Source organism: Herbaspirillum rubrisubalbicans (assembly GCF_003719195.1).
GTDB classification, from domain to species: Bacteria; Pseudomonadota; Gammaproteobacteria; order Burkholderiales; family Burkholderiaceae_D; genus Herbaspirillum; species Herbaspirillum rubrisubalbicans.
In genome coordinates, this window is the sequence record NZ_CP024996.1 from 3,359,981 (window position 1) to 3,384,077 (window position 24,097).

At 63.5% G+C, this 24,097-nt stretch carries 18 protein-coding genes; 10 read left to right on the top strand and 8 right to left on the bottom strand.

Going from position 1 to position 24,097, the window contains the following annotated elements; all coding sequences use genetic code 11:
* Positions 1-85: 85 nt before the first annotated feature.
* The 6 genes from RC54_RS15050 to RC54_RS15075 form a co-directional block, all read right to left on the bottom strand.
* Positions 86-904 (bottom strand): alpha/beta fold hydrolase, encoded by an 819-nt coding sequence (locus RC54_RS15050; protein WP_174526098.1) that lies wholly within the window; start codon positions 902-904, stop codon positions 86-88.
* A 111-nt stretch (positions 905-1,015) separates the two neighbouring features.
* Entirely contained in the window at positions 1,016-3,505 is a 2,490-nt protein-coding gene (locus RC54_RS15055; RefSeq protein WP_061789504.1) for a DNA internalization-related competence protein ComEC/Rec2, read from the bottom strand.
* Positions 3,505-4,311, bottom strand: coding sequence for a TatD family hydrolase (locus RC54_RS15060; RefSeq protein WP_061789503.1), 807 nt, complete (start codon positions 4,309-4,311; stop codon positions 3,505-3,507). Before RC54_RS15060 ends, RC54_RS15055 begins: the two co-directional genes overlap by 1 nt.
* A 298-nt stretch (positions 4,312-4,609) precedes the next feature.
* Positions 4,610-5,782: an acetylornithine deacetylase gene (gene argE, locus RC54_RS15065; protein WP_123020457.1), complete on the bottom strand. Its 1,173-nt coding sequence runs from the start codon at positions 5,780-5,782 to the stop codon at positions 4,610-4,612.
* Positions 5,783-5,876: 94 nt separating this feature from the next.
* Positions 5,877-6,587, bottom strand: coding sequence for a lipoprotein-releasing ABC transporter ATP-binding protein LolD (lolD, locus tag RC54_RS15070; RefSeq protein WP_058895919.1), 711 nt, complete (start codon positions 6,585-6,587; stop codon positions 5,877-5,879).
* Positions 6,580-7,845, bottom strand: coding sequence for a lipoprotein-releasing ABC transporter permease subunit (locus RC54_RS15075; protein ID WP_058895920.1), 1,266 nt, complete (start codon positions 7,843-7,845; stop codon positions 6,580-6,582). The genes lolD and RC54_RS15075 overlap by 8 nt, the downstream gene beginning before the upstream one ends.
* Positions 7,846-8,190: 345 nt before the next feature.
* Between RC54_RS15075 and RC54_RS15080 the strand changes: the two genes are divergently transcribed.
* The 4 genes from RC54_RS15080 (at position 8,191) to RC54_RS15095 (ending at position 14,978) form a co-directional block, all read left to right on the top strand.
* Positions 8,191-10,311, top strand: coding sequence for an ATP-dependent helicase (locus RC54_RS15080; RefSeq protein WP_061789742.1), 2,121 nt, complete (start codon positions 8,191-8,193; stop codon positions 10,309-10,311).
* 72 nt (positions 10,312-10,383) lie between these two features.
* Entirely contained in the window at positions 10,384-11,415 is a 1,032-nt protein-coding gene (locus RC54_RS15085; protein WP_061789741.1) for a hypothetical protein, read from the top strand.
* Positions 11,412-13,106, top strand: a complete 1,695-nt coding sequence (gene recJ / locus RC54_RS15090; protein ID WP_058895923.1) for a single-stranded-DNA-specific exonuclease RecJ — start codon at positions 11,412-11,414, stop codon at positions 13,104-13,106. The genes RC54_RS15085 and recJ overlap by 4 nt, the downstream gene beginning before the upstream one ends.
* Positions 13,107-13,313: 207 nt before the next feature.
* The gene (locus RC54_RS15095) at positions 13,314-14,978 is read left to right on the top strand and encodes a diguanylate cyclase domain-containing protein (RefSeq protein ID WP_269465385.1); all 1,665 of its coding nucleotides are present in this window, start codon (positions 13,314-13,316) and stop codon (positions 14,976-14,978) included.
* On the opposite strand, the gene RC54_RS15100 is transcribed toward RC54_RS15095, so the two are convergent.
* Complete coding sequence (locus RC54_RS15100) at positions 14,949-15,680, bottom strand: hypothetical protein (protein WP_058895924.1); 732 nt, start codon at positions 15,678-15,680, stop codon at positions 14,949-14,951. The two genes, RC54_RS15095 and RC54_RS15100, sit on opposite strands and share 30 nt — an antisense overlap.
* 78 nt (positions 15,681-15,758) lie before the next feature.
* Positions 15,759-17,714 carry a PhoX family protein gene (locus RC54_RS15105; RefSeq protein ID WP_058895925.1) on the bottom strand — a complete coding sequence of 652 codons (1,956 nt, stop codon included), beginning with the start codon at positions 17,712-17,714 and terminating at the stop codon, positions 15,759-15,761.
* A gap of 181 nt (positions 17,715-17,895) precedes the next feature.
* Between RC54_RS15105 and prfB the strand changes: the two genes are divergently transcribed.
* The 6 genes from prfB to RC54_RS15135 all read left to right on the top strand — a co-directional run bounded on the left by prfB (position 17,896) and on the right by RC54_RS15135 (position 24,093).
* Positions 17,896-19,000, top strand: a protein-coding gene (gene prfB / locus RC54_RS15110; RefSeq protein WP_123020458.1) for a peptide chain release factor 2 whose coding sequence is annotated in 2 segments (ribosomal slippage) — positions 17,896-17,976 and positions 17,978-19,000 — 1,104 coding nt in all. Because the reading frame shifts where the segments join, the coding sequence is not laid out codon by codon here.
* 73 nt (positions 19,001-19,073) lie between these two features.
* A complete protein-coding gene (gene lysS, locus RC54_RS15115) occupies positions 19,074-20,615 on the top strand; it encodes a lysine--tRNA ligase (RefSeq protein WP_061789739.1) in 1,542 nt (513 codons plus the stop codon).
* Positions 20,616-20,889: 274 nt separating this feature from the next.
* Positions 20,890-21,561, top strand: a complete 672-nt coding sequence (locus RC54_RS15120) for a glycine zipper 2TM domain-containing protein (protein WP_058895927.1) — start codon at positions 20,890-20,892, stop codon at positions 21,559-21,561.
* A gap of 413 nt (positions 21,562-21,974) precedes the next feature.
* A complete protein-coding gene (locus tag RC54_RS15125) occupies positions 21,975-22,886 on the top strand; it encodes an alpha/beta hydrolase (protein WP_058895928.1) in 912 nt (303 codons plus the stop codon).
* 107 nt (positions 22,887-22,993) lie between these two features.
* Positions 22,994-23,533, top strand: a complete 540-nt coding sequence (locus tag RC54_RS15130) for a DUF4118 domain-containing protein (protein WP_058895929.1) — start codon at positions 22,994-22,996, stop codon at positions 23,531-23,533.
* Positions 23,534-23,658: 125 nt separating this feature from the next.
* Positions 23,659-24,093 (top strand): response regulator, encoded by a 435-nt coding sequence (locus RC54_RS15135; RefSeq protein WP_058895930.1) that lies wholly within the window; start codon positions 23,659-23,661, stop codon positions 24,091-24,093.
* Positions 24,094-24,097: the final 4 nt, after the last annotated feature.

Here is a 24,097-nt window from a genome sequence, read left to right on the forward strand (position 1 = left end):
TTCACCAAACTTGCAGCAAGAAAACATGCACGCCCCGGGGACTGCCTTCTTGACCATCGCCCCGGCAGTTTGGTTCATCCCGGCGCTATTGGCCGTGCTGCGCCCTCCCCTGCAACAGCTCGCCTATCATCGCGTGGGTGGCCTGCGCCGCTTGCACGGGCGACTCCATCGGGAACAGGTGGCCGCCGGCGATCTGGCGAAAATGCGACCCCACCAGCCGGCGCGTGGCCTCCAGGCCGGCCATGCGGCACTCGACCGAATCGATCCCGCGGACAAAGCCGATCGGCAGCGGATAGGGCCGGCGCACCAGCGGTCCCAGGTGATGCGGGAGGGTGCGGTAGACGGCGGTCTCGGTCTCGCGCGAAAAGCGCAGTCGCACGCCACCACCCGGCTGCGGCACCAGCCCATGCTGCAGGTAGTCGCGCAAGACCTGCGGCGGCCAGGCGGCAAAGAGCGCCTTGGCGGCATAGTGCTGGTAGGCAGACTCCATGTCGGGCCACTGGTCGCGGCGGCGCGCTGAAGCCACCGAAGGCGAGTGGCGGCTTTCATACTTGAACCATTTGGCCAGGCGCAACACCTGCGCCCGCCAACCCGCCACGATGGGCGAATCCAGCAGCACCACGCAGCGCACCAGGTGCGGTCGCTTGCGCGCGGCCATCAGCGCCAGGATGCCGCCCATGGAATGCCCCACCAGAATGACCGGCTCGGTGTAGCTGCGCTCCAGCTCCTCGCGCAGCTCGCGCGCCAGCGTGCGCCAGCCGTCATCGACCGGAAAGCGCGGATCATGGGCGTGGATGGGCAAGGCGCGCACATCGTAATGGGCGCGCAATTGTTCGAAGAACATGCCGTAAGTCCCTGCCGGATAACTATTGGCGTGGGCGAAATGCAGGATGGGAAGGCTCATGGACGGGCAGATGCGATGCAATGGCCGCAGCATAGCAAAACGGCCAAGATCGCGAGCGTGCTATTTTCCCGCATCGCGAAATGCACCCGCACCTCCTTCAGGGAGAACGCCTCAATGACCGTACCAGTAGCGCGCGTGCTGCTTGCGGTATTGCTCGACCTGTAACTGGTCACCCAGGGTCATGGTCAGTGCGCCGGATTCATCGGTACGCAGCCGGCGAATGCCCAGGCGACCATAACGTTCATATACCTCGGGCTTGGGGTGATTGAAACGGTTGCGATAGCCGACCTGGAACACCACCAGTTCCGGCCGCACCGCCCGCAGGAAAGGCTCGGTGGAGGACGTGCCGCTGCCGTGATGCGGTGCCAGCAGCACGGTCGAAGGCAGTCGATCAGCCAGCGGGCCGTTGACCAGTTCATCTTCCTGGGTGGCCTCGATATCGCCGGTCAGCAGCACCGACTGGCGTCCAATCTGCACCTTCAGCACGCAACTGCGGGCATTGGGCCGCCATTTGTCGCTGTCGTAGCTGGCCGCAGCGGGATGCAGGACGGTAAAGCCGATGCCATCCCAGTTCCAGGTCTGGCCGGCCTGGCAGCGAGTATTCACAGGTGCACTGCGCAGGATGCGGCTGTCCGGCGACAAGGAAGAATAGACGCTATCCACCGATAGGCTCTTGAACAAGGACAAGGCGCCGCCCGAATGGTCGTTGTCATTGTGCGAAATCACCACCCGATCCAGATGATCGATGCCATGCGCGCGCAGATACGGCAGGATCACCCGGGTCGCCCCATCCGACTCGGCCGTGTAATAGGGACCGGTGTCATAGAGCAGGCGATGGCCGGGCGTTTCCACCAGCACCGCCATGCCCTGCCCGACGTCGAAGGCGGTCACGCGCATGGTGCCCTCGGCCGGGCCCAGCGGCGTATTGAGCAGCAGCGGCAGCCAGCCGAACAGACCCAGCCAGCGCACCGGCCAGCCGCGCGGCGCCAGCACCAGCAAGGTGCCGCCCAGGGCTAAGGCAAACATCCACCAGCTTGGCAAGGGTGTCTGCCATACCGCCCAGGGCATGGCATTGAGCGTTTGCAGGAAATCGGCCAGCCAGGACAGCAACTGGTGCGGCACCTGCAGCACGAATTGGGCCAGCACGGTCGGCAGGATGCTGCCCACCAGCGCCAGCGGCGTAATCACCAGCGACACCAGCGGGATGGCAATGGCATTGGCAATCGGGCTCACCAGCGAATACTGCCCGAACAGCAGCATGGTCAACGGCACCAGCCCCAGCGTGACCACGTATTGGGCATGACTGGCTTCCTTGATCCGCTGCAGCAACGCCGGCCACCAGTGCTTGCGGGCGGCGGCCGCCGCCATCGCCCGTGGTGGCTGCATCCGCCCGACCGAACCATACAGCAACAAGGCCACCGCCCCGAAAGAGAGCCAGAAACCCGGCCACAGCACCGCCCAGGGATCCAGCAACAAGACCAGCGCCAGGGCCAGGCACTGCACCACCGAGACACGCACTATGCGCCCGCGCCAGAAAGCGATCCCCACCACGATCAACATGTACAGCGTGCGCTGGGCCGGCACGCCGAAGCCCGCCAGCAGCACATAGAGCAAGGCCGTCACCATGCCCGCGATCACCGCCACCTTCTGGGCCGGCAGGCGCAGCGGCAATTGCGCGCCCGTGAAAAACGAGCGCCGCCACAGCCAGCCCGCCAGGCCGCCACACAAGGCCGCCAGCATGGTGATGTGCAGGCCGGAGATAGCCATCAGGTGGCCAATGCCGGTGCGATTGAAGACGGTCCAGTCATCCTGCCGGATGCCACGCTGGTCGCCCATGACCAGGGCGGCGATCACGCCGGCGTAGGGGGCATCGGGTAAGGCCGTGTAGATGCGGTCGCGCAGCCAGCCGCGGGCGCTATCGATCACATGCGAAGGAGTCCAGACGAAGGTATCGATACGTCGGTTCAAGGCCGTGGCCGGCGCACTGGCGGCGGCCGGGCGCCCCACCACGTAGCCGGTGGCGCGCACGTCATCCTGCAGCAGCGACAATTCGTAATCGAAGCCATCGGGGTTGGCATTGCCGTGCGGGCGCTTCAGGCGCACCTGCAAGCGCCAGCGTTCGCCGGGCCGCAGATCGGGCACGGCCAGCGGGGCTGGGGCAGCCTGTTCGCCATCTTCGGTGGGCTGCTGGTAACGCTGGTTACCATACCAGGACAGGGCCAGCCGCGGCGGCACCGGTGGCTTGATGCCGCTTTGTAGCACCACCTGTTCGACATCGAAGCGGAAACGCACGCCCTGATCGTTATGGACCGGCAAATCGGCCACGGTGCCGATGACGGTGATGTCACGGCCTTCCCAGGCGCTGGGCAACTCCTGGTCGAGGTAATACAGAGCAAAGGAAGCCGCCCACAAAAAACCCAGCCAGGCACCGCAAGTGAGCAGCACCGGCACGCGCAAGAAGGGCTGCCAGAACTTCCAGGCAGTGAAGGCCAGCAAGGCTGCCAGCACCAGGCCCACCCCATACCATTCCAGGCCCGGCAACTGCCCCTGCACCTGCAACAGCCCTACGCCAATGGCAAAACCGATGATCAAGGCGCGCATCAGAGCTTCAATCCAGAACAGGCCAGGCGCGGCAGTGCGACCTGGGCATTGGCAGTAGTGGTGGCGGCCACCTCGGTCAACGACAATTGGCGCAACTCGGCCAGCACGGCGCCGATGCGCGGGATCTGGTCGGGCGTATTGGTATCAGGATGGCGCCAGGCCGGCGAGATATCGGGGGCGTCGGTTTCCAGCACGATGGACGACAGCGGCAGTTCGGCCGCCAGGCGGCGGATCTGCAAGGAGCGCGGGAAAGTCATGGCACCGCCAAAGCCAAGGTGCAGGCCGAGTTCGACGAAGTTTTCGGCTTGCTGGTGGCTGCCGTTGAAGGCATGGGCAATGCCGCCGGGCACGCGGATGCGGCGCAGGTATTTGAGGATGATGTCCTGCGAGCGCCGCACATGCAGCAGCACCGGCAGGTCAAAGTCGCGCGCCAGCTTGAGCTGCTCGGCAAAGAAGAATTCCTGCTTTTCGCGCAAGGGACCTTCCTTCAACGCCGGCACGAAGAAATCCAGACCGATTTCGCCAATGCCCACGAAGAGCGGGTCGTCCAGGGCCGCCGCAATTGCCTCGCGCAAAACGTCAAGATCGGCGGGCTCGGCCGTAGGCACATAGAGCGGATGGATACCCAGTGCGTAGACGGCATTGCCGAGCTCGCGCGCCAGCTGTGCGACCTGACTGAAATTGACGCGGGCAATGGCCGGGATGACGATGGCCCGTACCCCGGCCTGCGCGGCCTCATCGGCCACGGCAGCGGAACGGTCGCCGAATTCCCCGGCGTCGAGATGGCAGTGTGTATCGACCCACATGTGCTGACTGGCTTGGCGAAAATCGGAAAGACCGGCACATCGGGCGCCGGTTCCGGGTGACGACACACGCAATGGGATTCGCTAGCGGCAAGTCCAGCCACAGGCTGATCCGGCTCGCTTCCCCCGAAGCGTCTTGTTATTTGTACAGCGTAACCTGTTCGCACAGGATGCAGACACGGGAGTGTAACGTTTAACGCCCTCTTGCAGCCGTTAACAATCGTAAAGAATTACCCATCACGAAGGGAGCGAACATAAAAAAGACGCGATCGCTCGCGTCCTCAGCGCTGGCCCGGCGCGATCAGGCAGCTTGCAGCGACTTGCCCAGCTTGCGCAGGAATTGCTCGCAACGTTCCATCTGCGCCAGCGCCACGAATTCATTGGGCTTGTGGGCGTTGCCGATGTCGCCAGGGCCGCAGACGATGGTCGGGATACCGATCTGCTGGAACAGCCCGGCCTCGGTGCCATAAGCCACCTTGCGGGTTTGGCGATCACCCGTAAGCGCGCGCACCAGTTCGGTGATGGCGGCCTGCTCGGCGGCTTCCAACGCCGGGCTGCCGGCGAAGTTATCGATTTCCACACGCGCGTCTGGGAATTCGGCGCGCATCCGGGGCAGCAGGACTTGGGCGATGTACTGGTCGATCTGGGCCTGGATGTCGCCCACGCCCATGCCCGGCAGGTTACGGAATTCATAGGTAAATTCGCACAGTTCAGGAATGGTATTGACCGCAATACCACCCCGGATCTGGTTGGTAGTCATGGTGCTGAAGGGCACGTCGAAGGCCTGGTCATAGGGGCCATTGGCCTTGTAGCCATCGGCGAAGTCGCGAATGGCGCAGATCAGGCGCGCGGCGTGCTCAATGGCGTTGCAGCCATGGGGCGTCAGCGAAGAATGCGCCGACTTGCCATGCACCTTGCAGGCAAACACGTTGATGCCCTTGTGCGCCACCACCACATTCATGCTGGTGGGCTCGCCCACCACGCAACCATCGACCTTGATGCCGCGCTTGACGATTTCTTCCAGCATCACCGGCGCGCCGATGCAGCCGATTTCTTCATCATAGGAAAAGGCCAGGTGAATGGGTTTTACCCGCGGCATGGTCAGGAACTCCGGCACCAGGGCCAGCGCGGTGGCGATGAAACCCTTCATATCGCACGTGCCGCGGCCGTACAGGCTACCGTCCTTCTCGGTGATCTTGAAGGGATCGGTATCCCACTTCTGGCCATCGACCGGCACCACGTCGGTGTGACCGGAGAGCACGATGCCGCCTTCGGTGCTGCCCGCATTGGGGCCGGCGGTAGCTGGCAGGGTAGCAAACAGGTTGGCCTTGGTCTGCTCCTTGTTGTGTGCCAACCAGGAGGAAATGCCCTGCTGTTGCAGGCTGTCACGCACGGTGGTGATCAGTTCCAGGTTGGAATTGCGGCTGGTGGTATCGAAGGCGACCAGGGTCTCTAGCCATTGGCGGGTGTTCATGCTGACTCCATGTTCCATCTGTTCATCTATTCAAAAGCACGCCGCCGTCTCCGAAAAGACGGCGGCGAAAGACTGCAAGCTTACCCGGAAAGTGTCAGGGCCGCTGTGAGGCCACGCGCAAGCCCTGGTCGGACAAGCGCAGGATCCGTCCGCAACGCCCTGCCAGTTCGATGTCGTGGGTCACGATCACGAAGGCCGTACCCAGCGTGCGCGAGAGTTCGATCATCAGTTCGAAGGTGCGATCGGCCGTGCTGCGGTCCAGATTGCCGGTCGGCTCATCGGCCAGTACGCAGGCCGGTTGGGTCACCAGGGCGCGTGCCAGCGCCACCCGCTGGCGCTCGCCACCGGAGAGTTCGCCCGGTACGTGGCTCACGCGCTGGGCCAGGCCGACCTTCTCCAGCATCTCGCGCGCCTGCTCCTGAGCCTGGTCGCGCTTGACGCGGCGGATCATCAAGGGCATGGCCACGTTGTCCAGCGCCGAGAATTCCGGCAGCAGGTGATGGAACTGATAGACGAAGCCCAGCGACTGGTTGCGCAAGGCGCCCCGCTCGCTCTCGCCCAGGCCGGCAAAGTCCTTGCCAAGCAAGCTCACGGTCCCGGTGCTGGGGGTATCCAGCCCGCCCAGCAGATGCAGCAGGGTCGACTTGCCCGAGCCCGAGGCGCCGACGATGGCGACTTGTTCGCCGTGGTAGACGTCGATATCGACATTGGCCAATACCTTCACCGAATACTTGCCCTGGGTGAAGGTCTTGCCCAGGCCACGCGACGACAGCACGGCCTGGCGGTTCTTGATCGGATCATTCATAGCGCAGCGCCTCCGCAGGTTTGACGCGAGCGGCGGCCCAGCTCGGGTACAGCGTGGCCAGGAACGCCAGCACCACGGCCACGCCGCCGATGGTGTAGACATCCGACCAGATCAGTTCGGAAGGCAATTCGGAAATCACGTAGATGCTCTTGGGCAGGAACTGCACATGGAAAGCGTGCTCGATGGCCGGCACCAGCACGTCGATGTTGAGCGCCACCAACACCCCCAGGCCGACGCCCACCGCCGTGCCGATCAGGCCCACCAGCGCGCCCTGGATCACGAAGATCTTCATGATGGAACCGGGCGAAGCACCCAGCGTGCGCAGGATGGCGATGTCGGCCTGCTTGTCGGTAACCGTCATGACCAGAGTCGAGACCAGATTGAAGGCAGCCACCGCGATGATCAGGGTGAGGATGATGAACATCATGCGTTTTTCGGTCTTGACCGCCGCGAACCAGTTGCTGTTCTGCTGCGACCAGTCGCGCAGGTAGAGGTCCCCGCTCAGGGTGCGCGCCAGCTGCTGGGTCACTTCCGGGGCCTGCAGCATGTCGCGGATGCGCAGGCGCACGCCGGTGGGGGCGTCCATGCGGAACAGGGTCTCGGCATCCTTGATGTCGATGAAGGCCAGCGAGGAATCGAACTCATAATGACCGGCCTCGAAGATGCCGGTCACGGTGAACTGCTTCAAGCGCGGCAGCACGCCGGCCGGCGTCACCTGGCCCTGCGGTACGATCAGCGTGACCTTGTCCCCCAGGCCCACACGCATCCCGCGTGCCAGCTCGCCGCCGATGACGATGTTGAATTCACCGGGCTTGAGCGAATCGAAACTGCCCTGCTTGATCTGCTTGGCCACGTCCGAGACCTTGGGCTCTTCCTCGGGCAGCACGCCGCGCACCATCACGCCGCGCAGGTTGTCGTCACGCGTCATCATGCCCTGCCCGGCCACGTAGGGTGCCGCGCCCAGCACTTCCGGGTTCTGGAAAGCCTGCTTGGCCACGGCCTGCCAGTCGTGCATGGAACCGGAAGCGTCGAACACCTCGATATGCGGCAACACCGACAACATGCGGTCACGTACTTCCTTCTGGAAGCCGTTCATCACCGACAGCACCACGATCAGCGCGGCCACGCCCAGCCCGATGCCGGCCATGGAAATAAGGGAAATGAAGGAAATAAAACTATTGCGGCCGCTGCGCTTGCCGGCCCGCGTATAGCGGATACCGACCAGCCATTCGAACGGCAGGTTTTTAATCAGACTCAAAATTGCTCCGGGAGAGGACCTGCAAACAATGCAGCCAAACCGGTCGCGCCAGGATGCGATGGTCGGGCCGCACGCCAACACGGGCGAAGGCAAAGCGCGAAGTTTGCCACAGTTTGGACGCTCGGCCCATCCCCTGACCGGCCCTGCTGTGCTTGCGCTTGCCCTTCGTGACACCGTCGTGCAGCCTATAGATCCACTTCCACGGCAGAGGTTCGCCAGGACCGGCTTCATATTTCAGGTATCAGGAGTGTTGCATCCGAACCTGGTTATATATACAGTACCTACAGTACTACCACCGTACCCATCTGCTCCACCCTATTCCTACCAGGAATTTCCCTGCTCCCCATGTCGCCAGATTTCGTCCAGGACGCCCCCGACACCCGCAGCGCAGCCGCTGCCCAGCACGATCCCTTTGCGCGCCTGAACCCGCAGCAGCGCGCCGCCGTCGAGCATGGCAGCCAGTTGCCGCCGGCACAGCAGGCGCCCTTGCTGATCGTGGCCGGTGCCGGCACCGGCAAGACCAATACCCTGGCGCACCGGGTGGCGCGGTTGATCCTGGATGGCGCCGATCCGCAGCGCATCCTGCTGTTGAGCTTTTCGCGCCGCGCCGCCGCCGACCTGGGCCGGCGCGTGGGCCAGGTGATCGCGGAAGTGCTCGGACTGGCGCCCGGCGCCAACCCGCCGCAACTACCCTGGTCGGGTACCTTCCACGCCATCGGCGCGCGCCTGCTGCGTGACTATGGGGCCGTGATCAGCTTGGAAGAAAACTTCACCATCCAGGATCGCGGCGACTCCGAAGACCTGCTCGGCCTGCTGCGTCACGAGCTGGGGCTGTCGGCCACCGAGCAGCGCTTTCCACTGAAGGCCACCTGCCTGTCCATTTATTCACGTGTGGTCAATACCCGGCAAGACCTGGGCCAGGTGCTGGCAAGCCACTTTCCCTGGTGCCGGGAATGGGAACGGCAACTGGGTGAGCTCTTCAGTCAATACGTGCAAGCCAAGGAAAACCAGCATGTGCTGGACTACGACGACCTGTTGCTGTTCTGGGCCGAGATGCTCTCCGATACGCAGATCGCACAATCGGTGGGTGCGCGCTTCGACCACGTACTGGTCGATGAATATCAGGACACCAACCGCCTGCAAGCCGAGATCCTGCAAAGGATCAAGCCCGATGGCGGCGGCGTGACCGCCGTGGGCGACGATGCGCAATCGATCTATTCCTTCCGCGGCGCCACGGTGCGCAACATCCTCGACTTCCCTTCGCTGTTTGCGCAGCCGGCACGCCTACTGACGCTGGAGCAGAACTACCGTTCCACCCAAGCCATCCTGCAAGCCTCCAATGCCGTCATTGCCGATGCCCCGGAACGTCACTTCAAGAACCTCTGGAGTGACAAGATCTCCTCGCACAAGCCGCAACTGGTGGTCATTCCAGACGAAGCCGAGCAGGCGCGATGGGTCGCCAACCGCATCCTGGCCCATCGTGAAGAAGGGCTCACGCTGAAGTCGCAAGCGGTGCTGTTTCGCACCGCCACCCACATTGCCGCGCTGGAGCTGGAACTGGTCCGCCGCAACATCCCCTTCGTGAAATTCGGCGGCCTCAAGTTCCTGGAAAGCACCCACATCAAGGACCTGCTCGCCCTGCTGCGCCTGGCGCACAACCCCAGCGCGCGCATGGCGGGTTTTCGGGTGCTGCAGCTGATCCCTGGCGTGGGGCCGGCCACCGCCAAGAAGGTACTGGACCGAATGGCCGCGGCCAGCGACCCGACCCAGGCCCTGCAGGATTTCCAGCCCCCCGCCAGCATCGCCCTGCAATGGCGGGACTTTGCCCAGACCTATGCCTTCATGCGCGGTACCGCCACCTGGCCCGCCGATCTCCAGGCTGCACGCGACTGGTATCTGCCGCTGCTGGAGCAGCGTTATGAAGACGCCGATGCCCGCCTGCTCGACATCGAGCAACTGGTGGCGCTGGCCCAGGGCTATGCCTCGCGCGAGAAATTGCTCACCGAGCTGACCCTGGACCCACCCGAGGCCAGCAGCGACTTCTCGGGCGTACCTTATCGCGATGAGGATTACCTGACCCTGTCCACCATCCACTCCGCCAAGGGCCAGGAATGGCGCTCGGTGCATGTGCTCAACGTGGTCGATGGTTGCATCCCTTCGGACCTGGCCACCGGCAGCGAGGTCGAGATTGCCGAAGAGCGGCGCCTGCTCTATGTGGCCATGACCCGTGCCAAGGAGTACCTGCACCTGGTGGTGCCGCAACGCTTCTACCTCACCCAGCAGACCGCCCAGGGCGAGCGCCACGTCAACGGCATCCGCAGCCGCTTCATCACCCCGCGTATGTTGCCGCATTTCGAAGACAGTCTGTGGCTGTCGGCCGAGACCAATGGCGCCCGCACGCCCATGCCCGAGAGCGTGCGCATGTTGATCCGGCAACGCGCCAGGAGCGCCTGGAGCAAACCCTGACGCCGCTTTGAAGTGAACACTTGCGCAGGCCATCAAGGCCAAGCGGCCCGCCAGCCGCTAAAATAGCGCCCCATGAATCAACTCGATATCCTCATCCCCTTCGCCCTGCCCCCCGCCGAGCTGGCGCGCGATCTGTTGCGCCAGAGCCATGCGCCGGCGCTGGCGATGCTGCTGGGGCGTGGCAAGGCGGCGCCGCGCCTGGCACATGACCCGTTTTCCCGCGCCCTGCCGCATGAACACTGGCTGGCACAACGCTTCGGCCTGCCGCCCGGCGCCCAGGACTCCAGTCCAGCCGCCGCCAGCGCGCTGATGCAGAGCCTGGGCCATGCACCCCAGGCTGGCCACTGGTTCGTGCTGCACCCGGCCCATATCCACGTGGCGCGCGACCACCTGGTCCTGACCGACATCGGCCAGTTACAACTGCAAGAGGAAGAATCGCGCCGCCTGTTCGCCGCCGCCCTGCCGCTGTTTACCGAGATCGGCCACGAACTGGTGTATGGCGACGAGCGCACCTGGTTCATCCGGGCCGACGCCTGGGCCGGGCTGCGCACCTCCACGCCGTCGGCGGCCAGCGGGCGCAATATCGACATCTGGATGCCGGAAGGTCCGGGCGAACTGGCCTGGCGCAAGCTGCAAAACGAAGTGCAGATGCAGTGGTTCGCCGAGTCGCTCAACGAACAGCGTGAAATGCGCGGCCAGAAGGCCATCAATTCGATCTGGATCTGGGGCGGCGCCAACGCCGGCATCAGCGCCCAGGCGCACTACACCCAAAGCTTCGGCCTGCGCGGTTGGCTGCGCGCCTTCGGTGCCGACAGCGGTCAGACCGGTGCGGCCGAAGTCGCCAAGGGCAGCGGCCCGCGCCTGCTGGTGCTCGACGCCCTGGCCGAAGCGGCGCTGGCCGAGGAATGGGGCCTGTGGTTGCAGCATCTGGAACACCTGGACCGCGACTGGCTGGCACTCTTGCTGGTGTCGCTGCGCACCGGCACGCTGGCCTCGCTGAAGCTGGTGCTGACCGGCGCCGATCGCAGCGTGGAGGTGGCCGTCACGCGCCCAGCGCTGCGACGCTTCTGGCGCAAACCTTCACTTTCGGGGCTATCAGCATGATCCGTGTAACCACCCGCCCCTATGATATCGGCCAGGCCGAGCAGCTCATCGCAGAAGGCGTACACCCGGTGCTGGCGCGCGTCTATGCCGCGCGCGGCCTGTCCACGGCGCGCGAACTGGCCAGCGAACTCAATGCCCTCTTTGCCCCTTCCGGCCTGTTGCACATCGAAGCCGCGGCCAGTTATCTGGCCGACGCAATTGCCGCGAACAAGAAACTGGTGATCGTGGCCGACTACGACTGCGACGGCGCCACTGCCTGTGCGGTGGGCCTGCGCGGCCTGCGCCTGCTGGGGGCGCAGGTCGATTACATCGTGCCCAACCGCTTCGAGTACGGCTATGGCTTGACGCCCGAGATCGTCGAACTGACCGTGCGCGAGAAGCAACCCGACATCATCGTCACGGTCGACAACGGCATCGCCAGCATCGACGGCGTGGCCGAAGCCAAGCGACGCGGCATCGACGTGGTGGTAACCGACCACCACCTGCCCGGCGACACCCTGCCGCAGGCGCGTGTGATCGTCAACCCCAACCAGCCGCAGTGCGGTTTCCCCAGCAAGAACCTGGCGGGCGTGGGGGTGATGTTCTACGTGCTGCTGGCGCTGCGCGCCGAAATGCGCAAGCGCGGCCTCTTCGATGCCCAGACCCAGCCGCGCCTGGATAGCCTGCTGGACCTGGTGGCGTTGGGCACGGTGGCCGACGTGGTGAAACTGGACGCCAACAACCGCATCCTGGTGGCACAAGGCTTGAAACGGATGCGCAGCGGCAAGATGCATCCCGGCATTGCCGCCCTGTTTCGCGCCGCGGGTCGCGAAGCCCGTCGCGCCACGCCCTTCGACCTGGGTTTTGCAGTCGGCCCGCGCCTCAATGCGGCTGGGCGCCTGGCCGACATGTCGCTGGGCATCGAATGCCTGACCACCGACGACGAAGGCCGCGCCTGGGCCATCGCCCAGCAACTCGATGCCATCAACCGCGAACGGCGCGACATCGAAGCCGGAATGCAAGATACCGCGCTGCTGCTGCTGGACGACTACAATCCAGCCGACCGCCGCACCATCGCGGTGTTCGATCCCTCCTGGCACCAGGGTGTGATCGGCATCGTGGCTTCGCGCCTGAAGGACAAGTTCTACCGCCCCACCATCACCTTCGCCCCCGGTGACGAAGGTTTCATCAAAGGTTCCGGTCGCTCGATTGCCGGCTTCCACCTGCGCGATGCGCTGGATCTGGTGTCCAAGCACGCGCCCTCGGTCATGACCAAGTTTGGCGGCCACGCCATGGCGGCCGGCCTGACCATCCATGCCGAAGCCTTCGACGCCTTTTCCCAGGCATTCGAAGCGGTGGGCCGCGACTGGCTCACGCAAAACCAGCTGGAGCGCGTCATCGAAACCGACGGCGCGCTGGAGGATGCCTACTATTCAGTGGAATTCATCGGCCTGATGGACCAGCAGGTATGGGGCCAGGGCTTTGCGCCACCGGTGTTCTGCGACCATTTCCGGGTGCTCAACCAGCGCATCCTCAAGGACAAGCATCTCAAGCTGCAACTGGAAAAAGGCGGTCGCAAATACGACGCCATCTGGTTCGGCCACACCGATGCCCTGCCCGACCACGCCCAGGTCGCCTTCCGGCTCGATGCCAACGAGTACAACGGCAAGACCACGGTGCAATTGATGGTGGAGCACGCCGAACCGGCCTAGCACTGACGACATACTCACAAAAAATGACTTTCCCGCGCCGCAAACCCAAGGTTGGCGCGGGACCGCAGCCCGACAACAAATACAAAAAAAGACCAACATTGCGGCGTTGCAGTGGCACAATGTTGTTTTGGAGCGACTTCCGGCAATGACAGCGGAAGAGTGGACAGCTAAGACGCTCCAGGCAAGAACAACAAGATCAAATTCCCGATGAACATCAAGCGCATCCATTGCAGCCTGGCGACCCGCCTGGTCCTGTTCGGCATCCTGCTGATCGTGGGCAGTGCCGTCATGCGCTATTACATCCTGATCGGCTTCCTGGAAAAGGAGCAAGCCCAGGTCGCGGCCGACCAGCAAAGCACCATCGCCAGCTACCTGGCCGATGACATCGGCTATCGCGTGCAGGAGCGGGTACGCTACCTGGAAGGCCTGGCGCGACACATTACCCCCGCCGTGCTGGCTGATCACGCCCAGCTGCAACACTGGCTGCAGGACCATCAGCTATTGCAACCCCTGTTCGGCCAGGGACTGTTCGTAGCCGATGGCAATGGCGTCATCGTGGTCGACTACCCAGCCCTCAATGGCCGGCGCACGCTCTCGCTGACCCGCTACGGCGACTATGAACGGGTCTTGCAAGGCGCCACCGTGATCTGTCCGCCGCTGACCAGCCCGGCCAGCGGCAAGCCCATCATCGCCATGCTGACCCCACTGCGCGATGCCAACGGCAAGGTGGTGGGCGTGCTGGGCGGCAGTACCGAACTGAATGCTCCAGGCTTTCTCGATCACCTGCAACGCGCCCGGCTGGGCCCCAGCGGCAGCAGCGGCAGTTTCCTGCTGATTTCACCTTCCCAGAGAACGATCATCGCCGCCAGCGATGCCGCCCTGCTCTACACCCAACTGCCGCCCACCGGGCAAGACCCGTTGATGGACCAGGCCCTGCAAGGCTTCCGCGGCAATGGCGTGGGCTTGGCGGCCAATGGCATCAACGAGATCCAGGCCTTTGCTTCGGTCCCCGGCACCGACTGGCTGGTGGCGGTCACGCTGCCGCTGGCGGCGGCGCTACCGACGGTGGAGCACACGCGCGCCCTGATCGGGCGTGGGGGCATCATCCAGGGCGTAGCGGTGGTGCTGTTCCTGTGGCTGGCCTATGTCTGGTTCTTCCGCCCGCTGCGGCGTGCCGCCGCCCTGGCTGATCGCATGACCCGCGGCGAATTGCCACTCTCGCCGCTGCCGGTAGTGCGGCGTGACGAAGTCGGGCACCTGACCCTGGCCTTCAACGGTTTGCTCTCGCGACTCAAACTGCACCAGGCCGAATTGCAGCACCAGGCCCACCACGACGTACTGACCGGCCTGCCCAACCGCATGATGCTGGCCGAACGCATGGAAGCCGCGCTCACGCACGCTTGCCGCGCCCGCACCGGGGTAGCGCTGCTGTTCCTGGACCTGGATGGCTTCAAACCCATCAACGACACCTTGGGCCACAAGGCTGGCGATCTGGTGCTGCAGGAAGTGACGCGACGTCTGCGCCAGGTGGCACGCCACGGCGATACGCTGGCACGGGTCGGCGGCGACGAATTCGTGCTGCTCATCACCGACCTCGGCCAGCCCTACGAGCATGGCGCCCAGGTGCTGGCCGAGAAATGCATCAAGGTGGTCTCCGAACCGCTGCACCTGGCCCAGGGCGAATACCAGTTGGGGGTCTCGGTGGGCATTGCGGTATGTGATGGCAGTTGCGACGCCGACAGCCTGCTGCAGGCTGCCGACCAGGCCATGTATGCTGCCAAGGGCAATGGGCGCGGCGGCTACGTGATCGCTCCGGCACGCCCAACCAGCTCGGCCAACGCGTCAGCGCACCGGCAGGAACTGCAGGAATGAGCCACCCAAGAGGTTCTGCACATAGCTGATGCCAGCCCGGCGATAACGCTCGGTCATGAATTCGGCCAGCAGATCCAGGCGCCCCACGATCTTGCCGAATTCACGCTCAAAACTGAGGTTGCGCGCTTCGCTGCCGATTTCGTCGGACAGCAGCAGCGGCACGCCGGCTGCGCTACGGCGACTGGCCAGCACCCAGGCGGCGATTTCCACATTGCGCGCGGCATTGTAGAGATGCTGGGCATCGAGCCCATCGACCAGGAAGAATTCGATCTTGTTGCCGTGGGCGACAATGATCATATCGGCGGTGGCATCAATGAAGGCTGCGACCCGATCTCCCTTGAAATCGGCCGACAAGGCCAGCGTCATGGCCTGGATATCGCGCTTGCCTTGCAGCTCGGGCCAGGCCTGGCGCTGCTCGATGGCCTGGCGCACCTTCTTTTCGGCCTCTTCGCGGCTGGCGGCAGTCTTTTTCCATTCGGCCGGATTGCGCCGATACAGCTTGGACATCAACAGATAAAGGCTATCCAGATTAGCCCGCATGGCCAGCGTGGCCACGCGATTGCTGTCGGACTGGCCCATCTCGCGGGAACTGGCTTCGGCTCCTTTTACCTCGCCATGCGGCGCAGGAGTGGAGGCGCAGCCAGCCAGGAAGACGGTGCACAGCAAAGTGAACGGCAGGAGGGGAAACAGCTTTCTGGTCATCGGCGGGCAGGACGAAAACAAGCTGGTAGGACTGCTCCTAGCAGAATGCGTTCCGTTGCCGCCCGCCTGGGACCAGGCTTATGCCTTGCCAGTGTGCGGCAGGCCGGTCAGGTAGCCCACGGTGGCGCCGAAGCGATCCTTGTAGTTGGCACGCACCAGCGGATCGAGCGTGTCCTTGACCTTGTCATGCAAACCCTTCTCCCAATCGCCGGCGTGCTGGAAATTGCTCATCACGTAGGTCCAGCCATTGATTTCATCGACTGCATGAAGACCGGTGGACTCGGCCCCGGCCGGGCAGGACAACACCCGGGTGAGCGCCTTGGTATCGACGTTGTAGGCCCACAGGAAGTTGTTGACGTGCATACCGCTGTCTTCACCGATGAACAAGGTGCGCAGCTTTTCGGAGAACTTGATGTTGTCCGGGTTGGCGATGTGTTCCTGGTCGGCCAGGTTGCCCAGGGCATCCGGGGTCTTCAGGTCGACGCCGACCAGGGCGGCGGGCGGCGCCATGTCGATGGCCACCCATTCACTGTCGATGGCGTTGCCACCGGCATCGCGCTGGCCGCCACGCAGGTTCAGGGCATACACGGCACCAGCCTTGGGGCCTTCAACCTTGATGTGGCCGGAGCCATTGAGCATCGAGGTCTGGATGTAGGACATGGCCGAATAGGCGATCTTGTCGCGCGCATTGACGGTGGTGCCTTCCATCTTGGTGAAGCCCAGGCTGCCACCGGCCAGGGCCGCATAGCGGTGGGTTTCCAGGAAGGCGGCCGCCTTCTGCATTCCCGGCTTGACGCGCACCCAGTTGAACTTGCCATTGAAGGGGATCTTGGAGAAGGAGCCATCGGCCGGATCGGTGGTGCGGATATCCATGATATCGGACGCCTTGTAGCGCTCCGCCATGGCTTTGACTTCGGCGCTGGTGGCGCTGCCCAGGCGCACCCAGGACAGCTTGCCGGCGCCCGGACCGACGCCGGAGACCTGCTCCCAGCGCGCCACGTAGAGCGTGCCTGCCGACAGGTCGGCGGCGCGGTCGGCGATGAACATGAACAGCCCGCCATTGGTGGCGTCGTCGCCCATGAGCACGGTGCGCTGGTCGGGCATGACCTGCACCAGTTCGTGCGAGATGCGGCCCAGGCAATAGTGCTTCTTGATGGAACCGGTGCCGTCCGGGTTGACCGTCACTTCCGGCAGGTGCCCGTAGTGGTAGGGATTGGCGCGGTTCTCATCGCCATACAGGTTCTTGCTGAACGCCTTGAATTGCGGGTTGGCGGCGATGGCCGATGCGTCCGGTTCATATTCTTCGGACGACAAGTGAGTATTCCAGGGCGACAGGCTGGCGCCGCAGGTGATCCACAGGCCGTTGACCTGGGAGGTATCGACATTGTGGTATTGCACCAGGGAAAGCTTGCCCGAGGAAGGGTCCTGATCCAGCGTCAGCACGGCGATGGGCGACGGCAGTTGGCCATACATGGCGGCTTGCTTCTGGTCGCGGGTGGTGTATTCGAATTGCACCACAGCAAATACCGCATTGCCCTTCACGCCGGGGACCTTGGCATTTTGCAGGGTCAGCAGCGAGGAGCCGTCCGGGCAATCGGAATAGAACTGGCGCTCCCGGCCCGCAACCGAGCGGTCGATGATGGGCTGGTTGTGGATGTCCAGATAGCCGCCTGCCAGGATGGTACCGCCCTTGCCATCCGGCACCATGTCACCGGTCATGAAGAAGGGTTGGTAGGCCAACTTGTAGCTTTGCTTGCTGCCATCGGCAAAGCTGACTTCCAGGGCCGAGCCGACGGTGGTGCTGGCCATGGCGGCCGGATTGGCCAGGGTCGGCGCCGGCATTCCGGTGAAACGTGCCGAGGCGAAGGGCTTGCCCGCCCCTGCAGTGGCGCAGCCGGCCAGCAGGGCCGAGGCCGACAGGCCACCGGTCAGCGGCAGCAGCGGTGCGGCGGCGAGTGCCTTGAGCAGGCCACGGCGAGCAGCTTGCGGCTGATCGGCGGTGGATGGGTGGGCGGTGGGGGCAGGCTGTCTCATCGAAGGTTCTCCGTATTGGCTAGCAGATAGCAGGTGTCGGGCAACGCCGGGCGCTGCCGTCAGGATTTTGTCAGTCAAACAAGCGCGCCGATGGTAACGAGGGAAAATGACAGGCGCGTGACGGGTGAAACTGCCCTCCTCCTCTTGTATAATTCAAGGTTTGATCGCAAAAGAAACCATCATGGAAGCAGAACGCCTCAATTCCCTCCAATCCCTGCTCGACGACCTGGCCACCCGCGCCACCGAGCTTCGGAGGTATCTTTGACTTCGATGTGAAGTCGGAGAAACTCGAACAAGTCAACGCCGAACTGGAAGACCCCAACGTCTGGAACGACCAGAAGCGAGCCCAGGACCTCGGCAAGGAAAAGAAATCGCTGGAAGCGATCGTCCACACCCTCATCAAGATCGATAGCGAACTCACCGATGCCCGCGACCTCTTCGAGATGGCGCGCGAGGAAAAGGACGAGGACACCATCGTCGCCATCGAGGATGATGCCGAGAACCTGAAGAAGATGGTGGAAGAGATGGAGTTCCGCCGCATGTTCAGCGGCCCCATGGACGCCAACAACTGCTTCATCGACATCCAGGCCGGTGCCGGCGGAACCGAAGCCCAGGACTGGGCTTCCATGCTGCTGCGCCAGTACCTGCGCTATTGCGAACGCAAGGGCTTCAAGGCCGAGATTCTGGAACAGTCCGACGGTGAAGTGGCCGGCATCAAGACCGCCACCATCAAGGTCGAGGGCGAATACGCCTATGGCTTCCTGCGTACCGAAACCGGCGTGCACCGCCTGGTGCGCAAGTCGCCCTTCGACTCGTCCAATGGCCGCCACACCTCCTTCTCCAGCCTGTTCGTCTACCCCGAAGTGGATGAATCCTTCGAGATCGAGATCAACCCGGCCGACGTGCGGGTGGACACCTACCGCGCCTCCGGTGCCGGTGGTCAGCACATCAACAAGACCGACTCCGCCGTGCGTCTGACCCACGCGCCCTCGGGCATCGTCGTGCAATGCCAGAACGACCGCAGCCAGCACCGCAACCGGGCCGAAGCCTGGGACATGCTGCGCGCCAAGCTGTTCGAGTTGGAACTGCGCAAGCGCATGAGCGAGCAGCAGAAGCTGGAAGACTCCAAGACCGACGTCGGCTGGGGCCACCAGATCCGCTCCTACGTGCTGGACCAGTCCCGCATCAAGGACTTGCGCACCAACTTCGAAACCGGCAACACCAAGGCCGTGCTCGATGGCGACATCGACGACTTCATCGCGGCCTCGCTGAAACAGGGCGTCTGATGCAGACCGGTCGCGTAGCACTGCGCGGCCGGGCTTTCCCGGACTGACCGTTCAACCTTCAAGAATTCCAACCATGACCACGCAAAACACCCCCGCCGCCCAGCCGGCAGCCGACGAGAACAGCATCATCGCCGAGCGCCGCGCCAAGCTGGCGGCCATCCGCGAACAGGGCATCGCCTTCCCCAACGATTTCCGTCCGGCCAACAAGGCTTCCGACTTGCATTCGCAATACGACGGCTTCGAGAACGAAGCCCTGGAAGCCGAGCCGGTCACCGTCACCGTCGCCGGCCGCATGATGTTGAAGCGGGTCATGGGCAAAGCGGCCTTCGCCACCCTGCAGGATGCCTCGGGCGCACGCGCCGATGGCCGCATCCAGCTCTACGTTACCAAAGACGTGACCGGCGAAGACGCCATGGCCGCCTTCAAGCACTATGACCTGGGCGATATCCTGGGTGCCGAAGGCACGCTGTTCAAAACCAAGACCGGCGAGCTGTCGATCAAGGTCACCAAGCTGAAGCTGATCACCAAGTCGCTGCGTCCGCTGCCGGACAAGTTCCACGGCCTGGCCGACCAGGAAATGAAGTATCGCCAGCGCTATGTCGACCTGATCATGAGCGAAGAGACCCGCCGCACCTTCAAGGCGCGTACCGCCGCGATGTCGTCGATCCGCCGCTTCATGGAATCCAACGGCTTCATGGAAGTAGAAACCCCGATGCTGCACCCGATCCCGGGCGGCGCGGCGGCCAAGCCCTTCATCACCCACCACAACGCGCTGGACATGCAGATGTTCATGCGCATCGCTCCCGAGCTGTACCTGAAGCGCCTGGTGGTGGGCGGCTTCGAGCGCGTCTTCGAGGTGAACCGCAACTTCCGCAACGAAGGTGTCTCGCCGCGTCACAATCCTGAATTCACGATGATGGAGTTCTACGCCGCCTACGTGGATTACCAATGGCTGATGGGCTTCACCGAACAGGTGATCCGCCAGGCCGCCATCGACGCCCACGGCACTGCCGTGCTGACCTACCAGGGTCGCGAGCTGGACCTGTCCAAGCCCTTCGACCGCCTGACCATCACCGGCGCGATCCTGAAGTACGCCCCCGACTACACCGAGGCGCAACTGGCAGACATCGACTTCCTGCGCACCGAACTGAAGAAGTTCGGCGTCAAGACCGACCAGGCCCCGCTGGCCGGTGCCGGCATCGGCGCACTGCAACTGGCGCTGTTTGAAGAAACTGCTGAATCGCAGCTGTGGAACCCGACCTACATCATCGACTACCCGGTCGAAGTCTCGCCGCTGGCGCGTGCTTCCGACACGGTGGCCGGTATCACCGAGCGCTTTGAACTCTTCATTACCGGCCGCGAGATCGCCAACGGCTTCTCGGAATTGAACGATGCCGAAGACCAGGCCGCGCGCTTCCACGCTCAGGTAGCGGCCAAGGATGCCGGTGACGAAGAAGCCATGTACTACGACGCCGACTACATCCGCGCCCTGGAATATGGGATGCCCCCGGCCGGCGGCTGCGGCATCGGCATCGATCGCCTGATGATGCTCATCACCGACTCGCCCAACATCCGCGACGTCATCCTGTTCCCGCACCTGCGCCGCGAAGACTGATCCGGCAGTGGGCGGCGGCCTTGCCTGCCGCCGTCCATCGACGTGCCCTCCTCCGCATCCCGCCCGGGATGCAGAACCTCTCCGCCCCGCTGGCGCTTGCCTGCCGCATATCTCCAAGCACTGCTGTTTAGCCGAAAACCCGCCACAGAGGCGCCTGTTGCGTCATTACAAGTTTTTACAACTGACACAGAATCGGGATTTTTTTTGGCCGATGACCACTCCATAATCCAGTCATCCACTTATCAACCACAACAGAACAACTAGAGAGGTCATCATGGAAACCAACACCACACAAAACCTGAGCAGCAACACCGCCGTGGCCAAGCCCTCCTCCGGCCGCCTGCATCCCCTGGTCGCCGGCGCCTCGGTGGCCGTGATCCTGGTCAGCCTGATCGGCGTGGCCGCCATGACCGGCCTGCTGCCCACTTCCCGTAGCGCCAATTCGCCGCAGCAATTGGCCTCTCTGGAACAACCCGGCCAGAATCCCGGCCAGCCCATGAGCCAACAACAACTGGCCCAGCCGCAAGCTCGTCCGACCACCTCCTACCAGCCGCAGCAAGGCGCCTACCCGGCCCAAGCCGCAGCCCCGGTGGCACAACGCGCTCCGGCCATCTGCAGCAGCTGCGGTGAAGTGATCGGCGTGCGTGCCGTGCGTCATACCGCTCCCACCAGCGGCGTCGGTATCGCTGGTGGCGCCGTGGTCGGCGGCTTGCTGGGCAACCAGATCGGCGGCGGCACCGGTCGCACCCTGGCCACCATCGCCGGCGCCGTCGGTGGCGGCTATGCTGGTAACGAAGTCGAGAAGAACGTGCGCGCCACCACCAGCTACGTGGTCGATGTGCGCATGGAAACCGGCAAGACCCGCAGCTTCCCGCAAAGCGGCGACAACTGGCGCGTGGGTGACCAGGTGCGCGTGGTCAACGGTCATCTGGAAGGCCGCGGTTGATCGCTGCTGACTGGCAAGCCCTGCAAAGCCCTTCGAGCCCCTCGAAGGGCTTTTTTCTTGGTAGTTTGATACTTTTGATGTATTGCATAAAACATCACTCGGCAAGATTTGATATGAAGTGATGTACACCAATTGCGTACAAACAACGTTATCCTGTCATCCACCGGTGATATTCCCGTCAAACGGAATGCCAAGCCACCCTCAGCCGGCATCCCTGGGAAGGATTTTTGATAAACGCTGGCAACATTCCTGCCGGGCAGTTAGACTTTCGCGCAAAGTCATCCGCCTGGACGGCAGCGGAATAGGCAGTCGGGATAAAGAACGCGCCAAGCGTCGGCCCGCCAGCTCGTACTGAACGGGGGCGAATGATTCGCCAGGCCGCGCCCATGCGGCGCGAAAGCGTTTGAAGATTTATGGACTCACAGTCATCCACCGACACCAGTGGCCAGGTCGATACGACCCGTGCCGACGACCGCCATGGCGGCCCCCACAAGGATCATGCAGTGATCCTGCTGCACGGCCTGTGCGGCTCGCAGCTGGAAATGGGCTCGATTCCCAAGCAGCTCAAGAAGGCCGGCTGCACCGTCATCCCCCTGAACATCGACAATTATTCGGCAGCTCTGACCAATCCGCGCGTCTCCCCCCGCTGGGAAGACTGGTGCGCCGTGGTCGAAAGCCGGGTGGCCCGCCTGAAGGAAGAATTCCGCACCGTCTCGCTGTGCGGCCTGTCCATGGGGGCTACGCTGGCCCTGGCGGTGGCCGCACGCAGCAAGGAATTGCTGTCGGTGGTGCTGCTCTCGCCGGTGCTGCAATATGACGGCTGGTCGGTGCCCTGGTACTGGAAGCTGTTGACCGTGGTCTACGACCTGGGCGTGCGCAACTGGTCCTACAAGGAAAGCGAACCTTACGGCATCAAGAACTTCGAGATGCGCCGCCGCGTGGCCGCCGCGCTGGAAAAGGATGGCGTAGCCGCCGTCGGCGCCGCCGCCATCCCGGCCCGCCACCTGCGCGCCGCGCTGCGCATGATCGCCTTCGTGCGCCAGTCGCTGCCGCTGGTACGCACAGATACCCTGATCATTCATTCCATCGACGATGAAACCGCCTCCCCGCGCAATGCCGAGGTAATCCTGCAACACATCAATGCCGAAGTGCGCAAGGTGGTCTGGCTGGGCGACTGTTATCACATCATCACGGTGGACAATGAACGCGAGATCGTCACCAACGAGACCGTGATGTTCATCAAGCGCAGCATCGAGATCCATGGCAACGAGCTCTCCCGCAAATACCTGGGGCATTCCTCGCCGCTGAAGGATAGACGTCACTGATTAAGGCATAGAAACAACGCCCCGGTCGCTTTTTCGCGCCGGTAAGCGTATTGACAGACTGCATTCTTAACATGAGCTCATTGCACGCACGTGTAATGTGAACCAAGATGGATACGACGCGCCACCATTCCAAAGCCATCATGAGCCTGATCCGATTGAAGAACGCCAAGAGCTGGCGCCCGCAGGGATTGCGACCACTGTACGTGAGCGCCTTCGGCTTCGTGGCCGCCTTCGGGCTGCGCTACGCACTGGCGCCGTTCGTCGACGAAGCATTGTCGATGCTGTTTTTTGCGGTCAATTGCATCGTCATCAGCTATCTGTTCGGCTACGTGTATTCGCTGAGCCTGCTGGCCATCAGTATTCCAACGGCCATGTTCTTCTTCCGCAAGCCCTTCTATGCGATGGATGGACTCAACGACAAGGACATCTTCATGATCCTGGTCTATATCGTCATCGTCGCCACCGCCTCGCTGATCATCGAATGGCTGCAACGCGAACGCTATGCCGCCGTGCTGCAGCAGCGCGTCTCGGAAACCCGCTACCGCCTGCTGATCGAATCCGACCAGGCGCGCCGCGCCGAATATGCCAAGCAGTTCGAGAACAACACCAGCCCCGCCAGCAACTCCGGCAGCGGCGAGAACGCCTGACCCAGCGCCCTCACGGTCTTGCCTGGCGCCATTGACGCCAGGCAAGGTCAACTCATCAGGAAGCCCCTGATATCCCTCCCCGCCGGCCTCTCCTAAGATGTACGCATCACAGCAAGGAGGCCGCCATGTCCCTGACCCATCACCTGCCCCGTATCCTGCTCGTCGACGCCGATCTGGACGCCATCGAAGCGGCCCGCTTTGCGCTCTGGCGCAGTCACCTGCCCTGCCAGTTCGAATGGTTCGACGATGCGGAACTGGCCAATGCCTCGCTGCTGACGCAAGCCCTGTGCCACTCGCGCGACCTGCCGGCGCTGATCCTGCTGGATCCGCGCAGCTTTGGCGGTACCGAAGGATATGAATTGTTGCGCACCCTGTGCGTCTACCAGCAATTGTCATCGATCCCGCTGGTGCTGTTTACCGCCGCGCCACTGTCGACCGACTTCGCGCAAGATCAGGACTGCCGCATCTGGTACGCCGCCAAGCCGCCACGCGCCAGCGACTACATGAACCTGGTCACCCGCTGCGTGCAACAACGCCTACGCCAGCCCGAAATGCTCTGAAGCG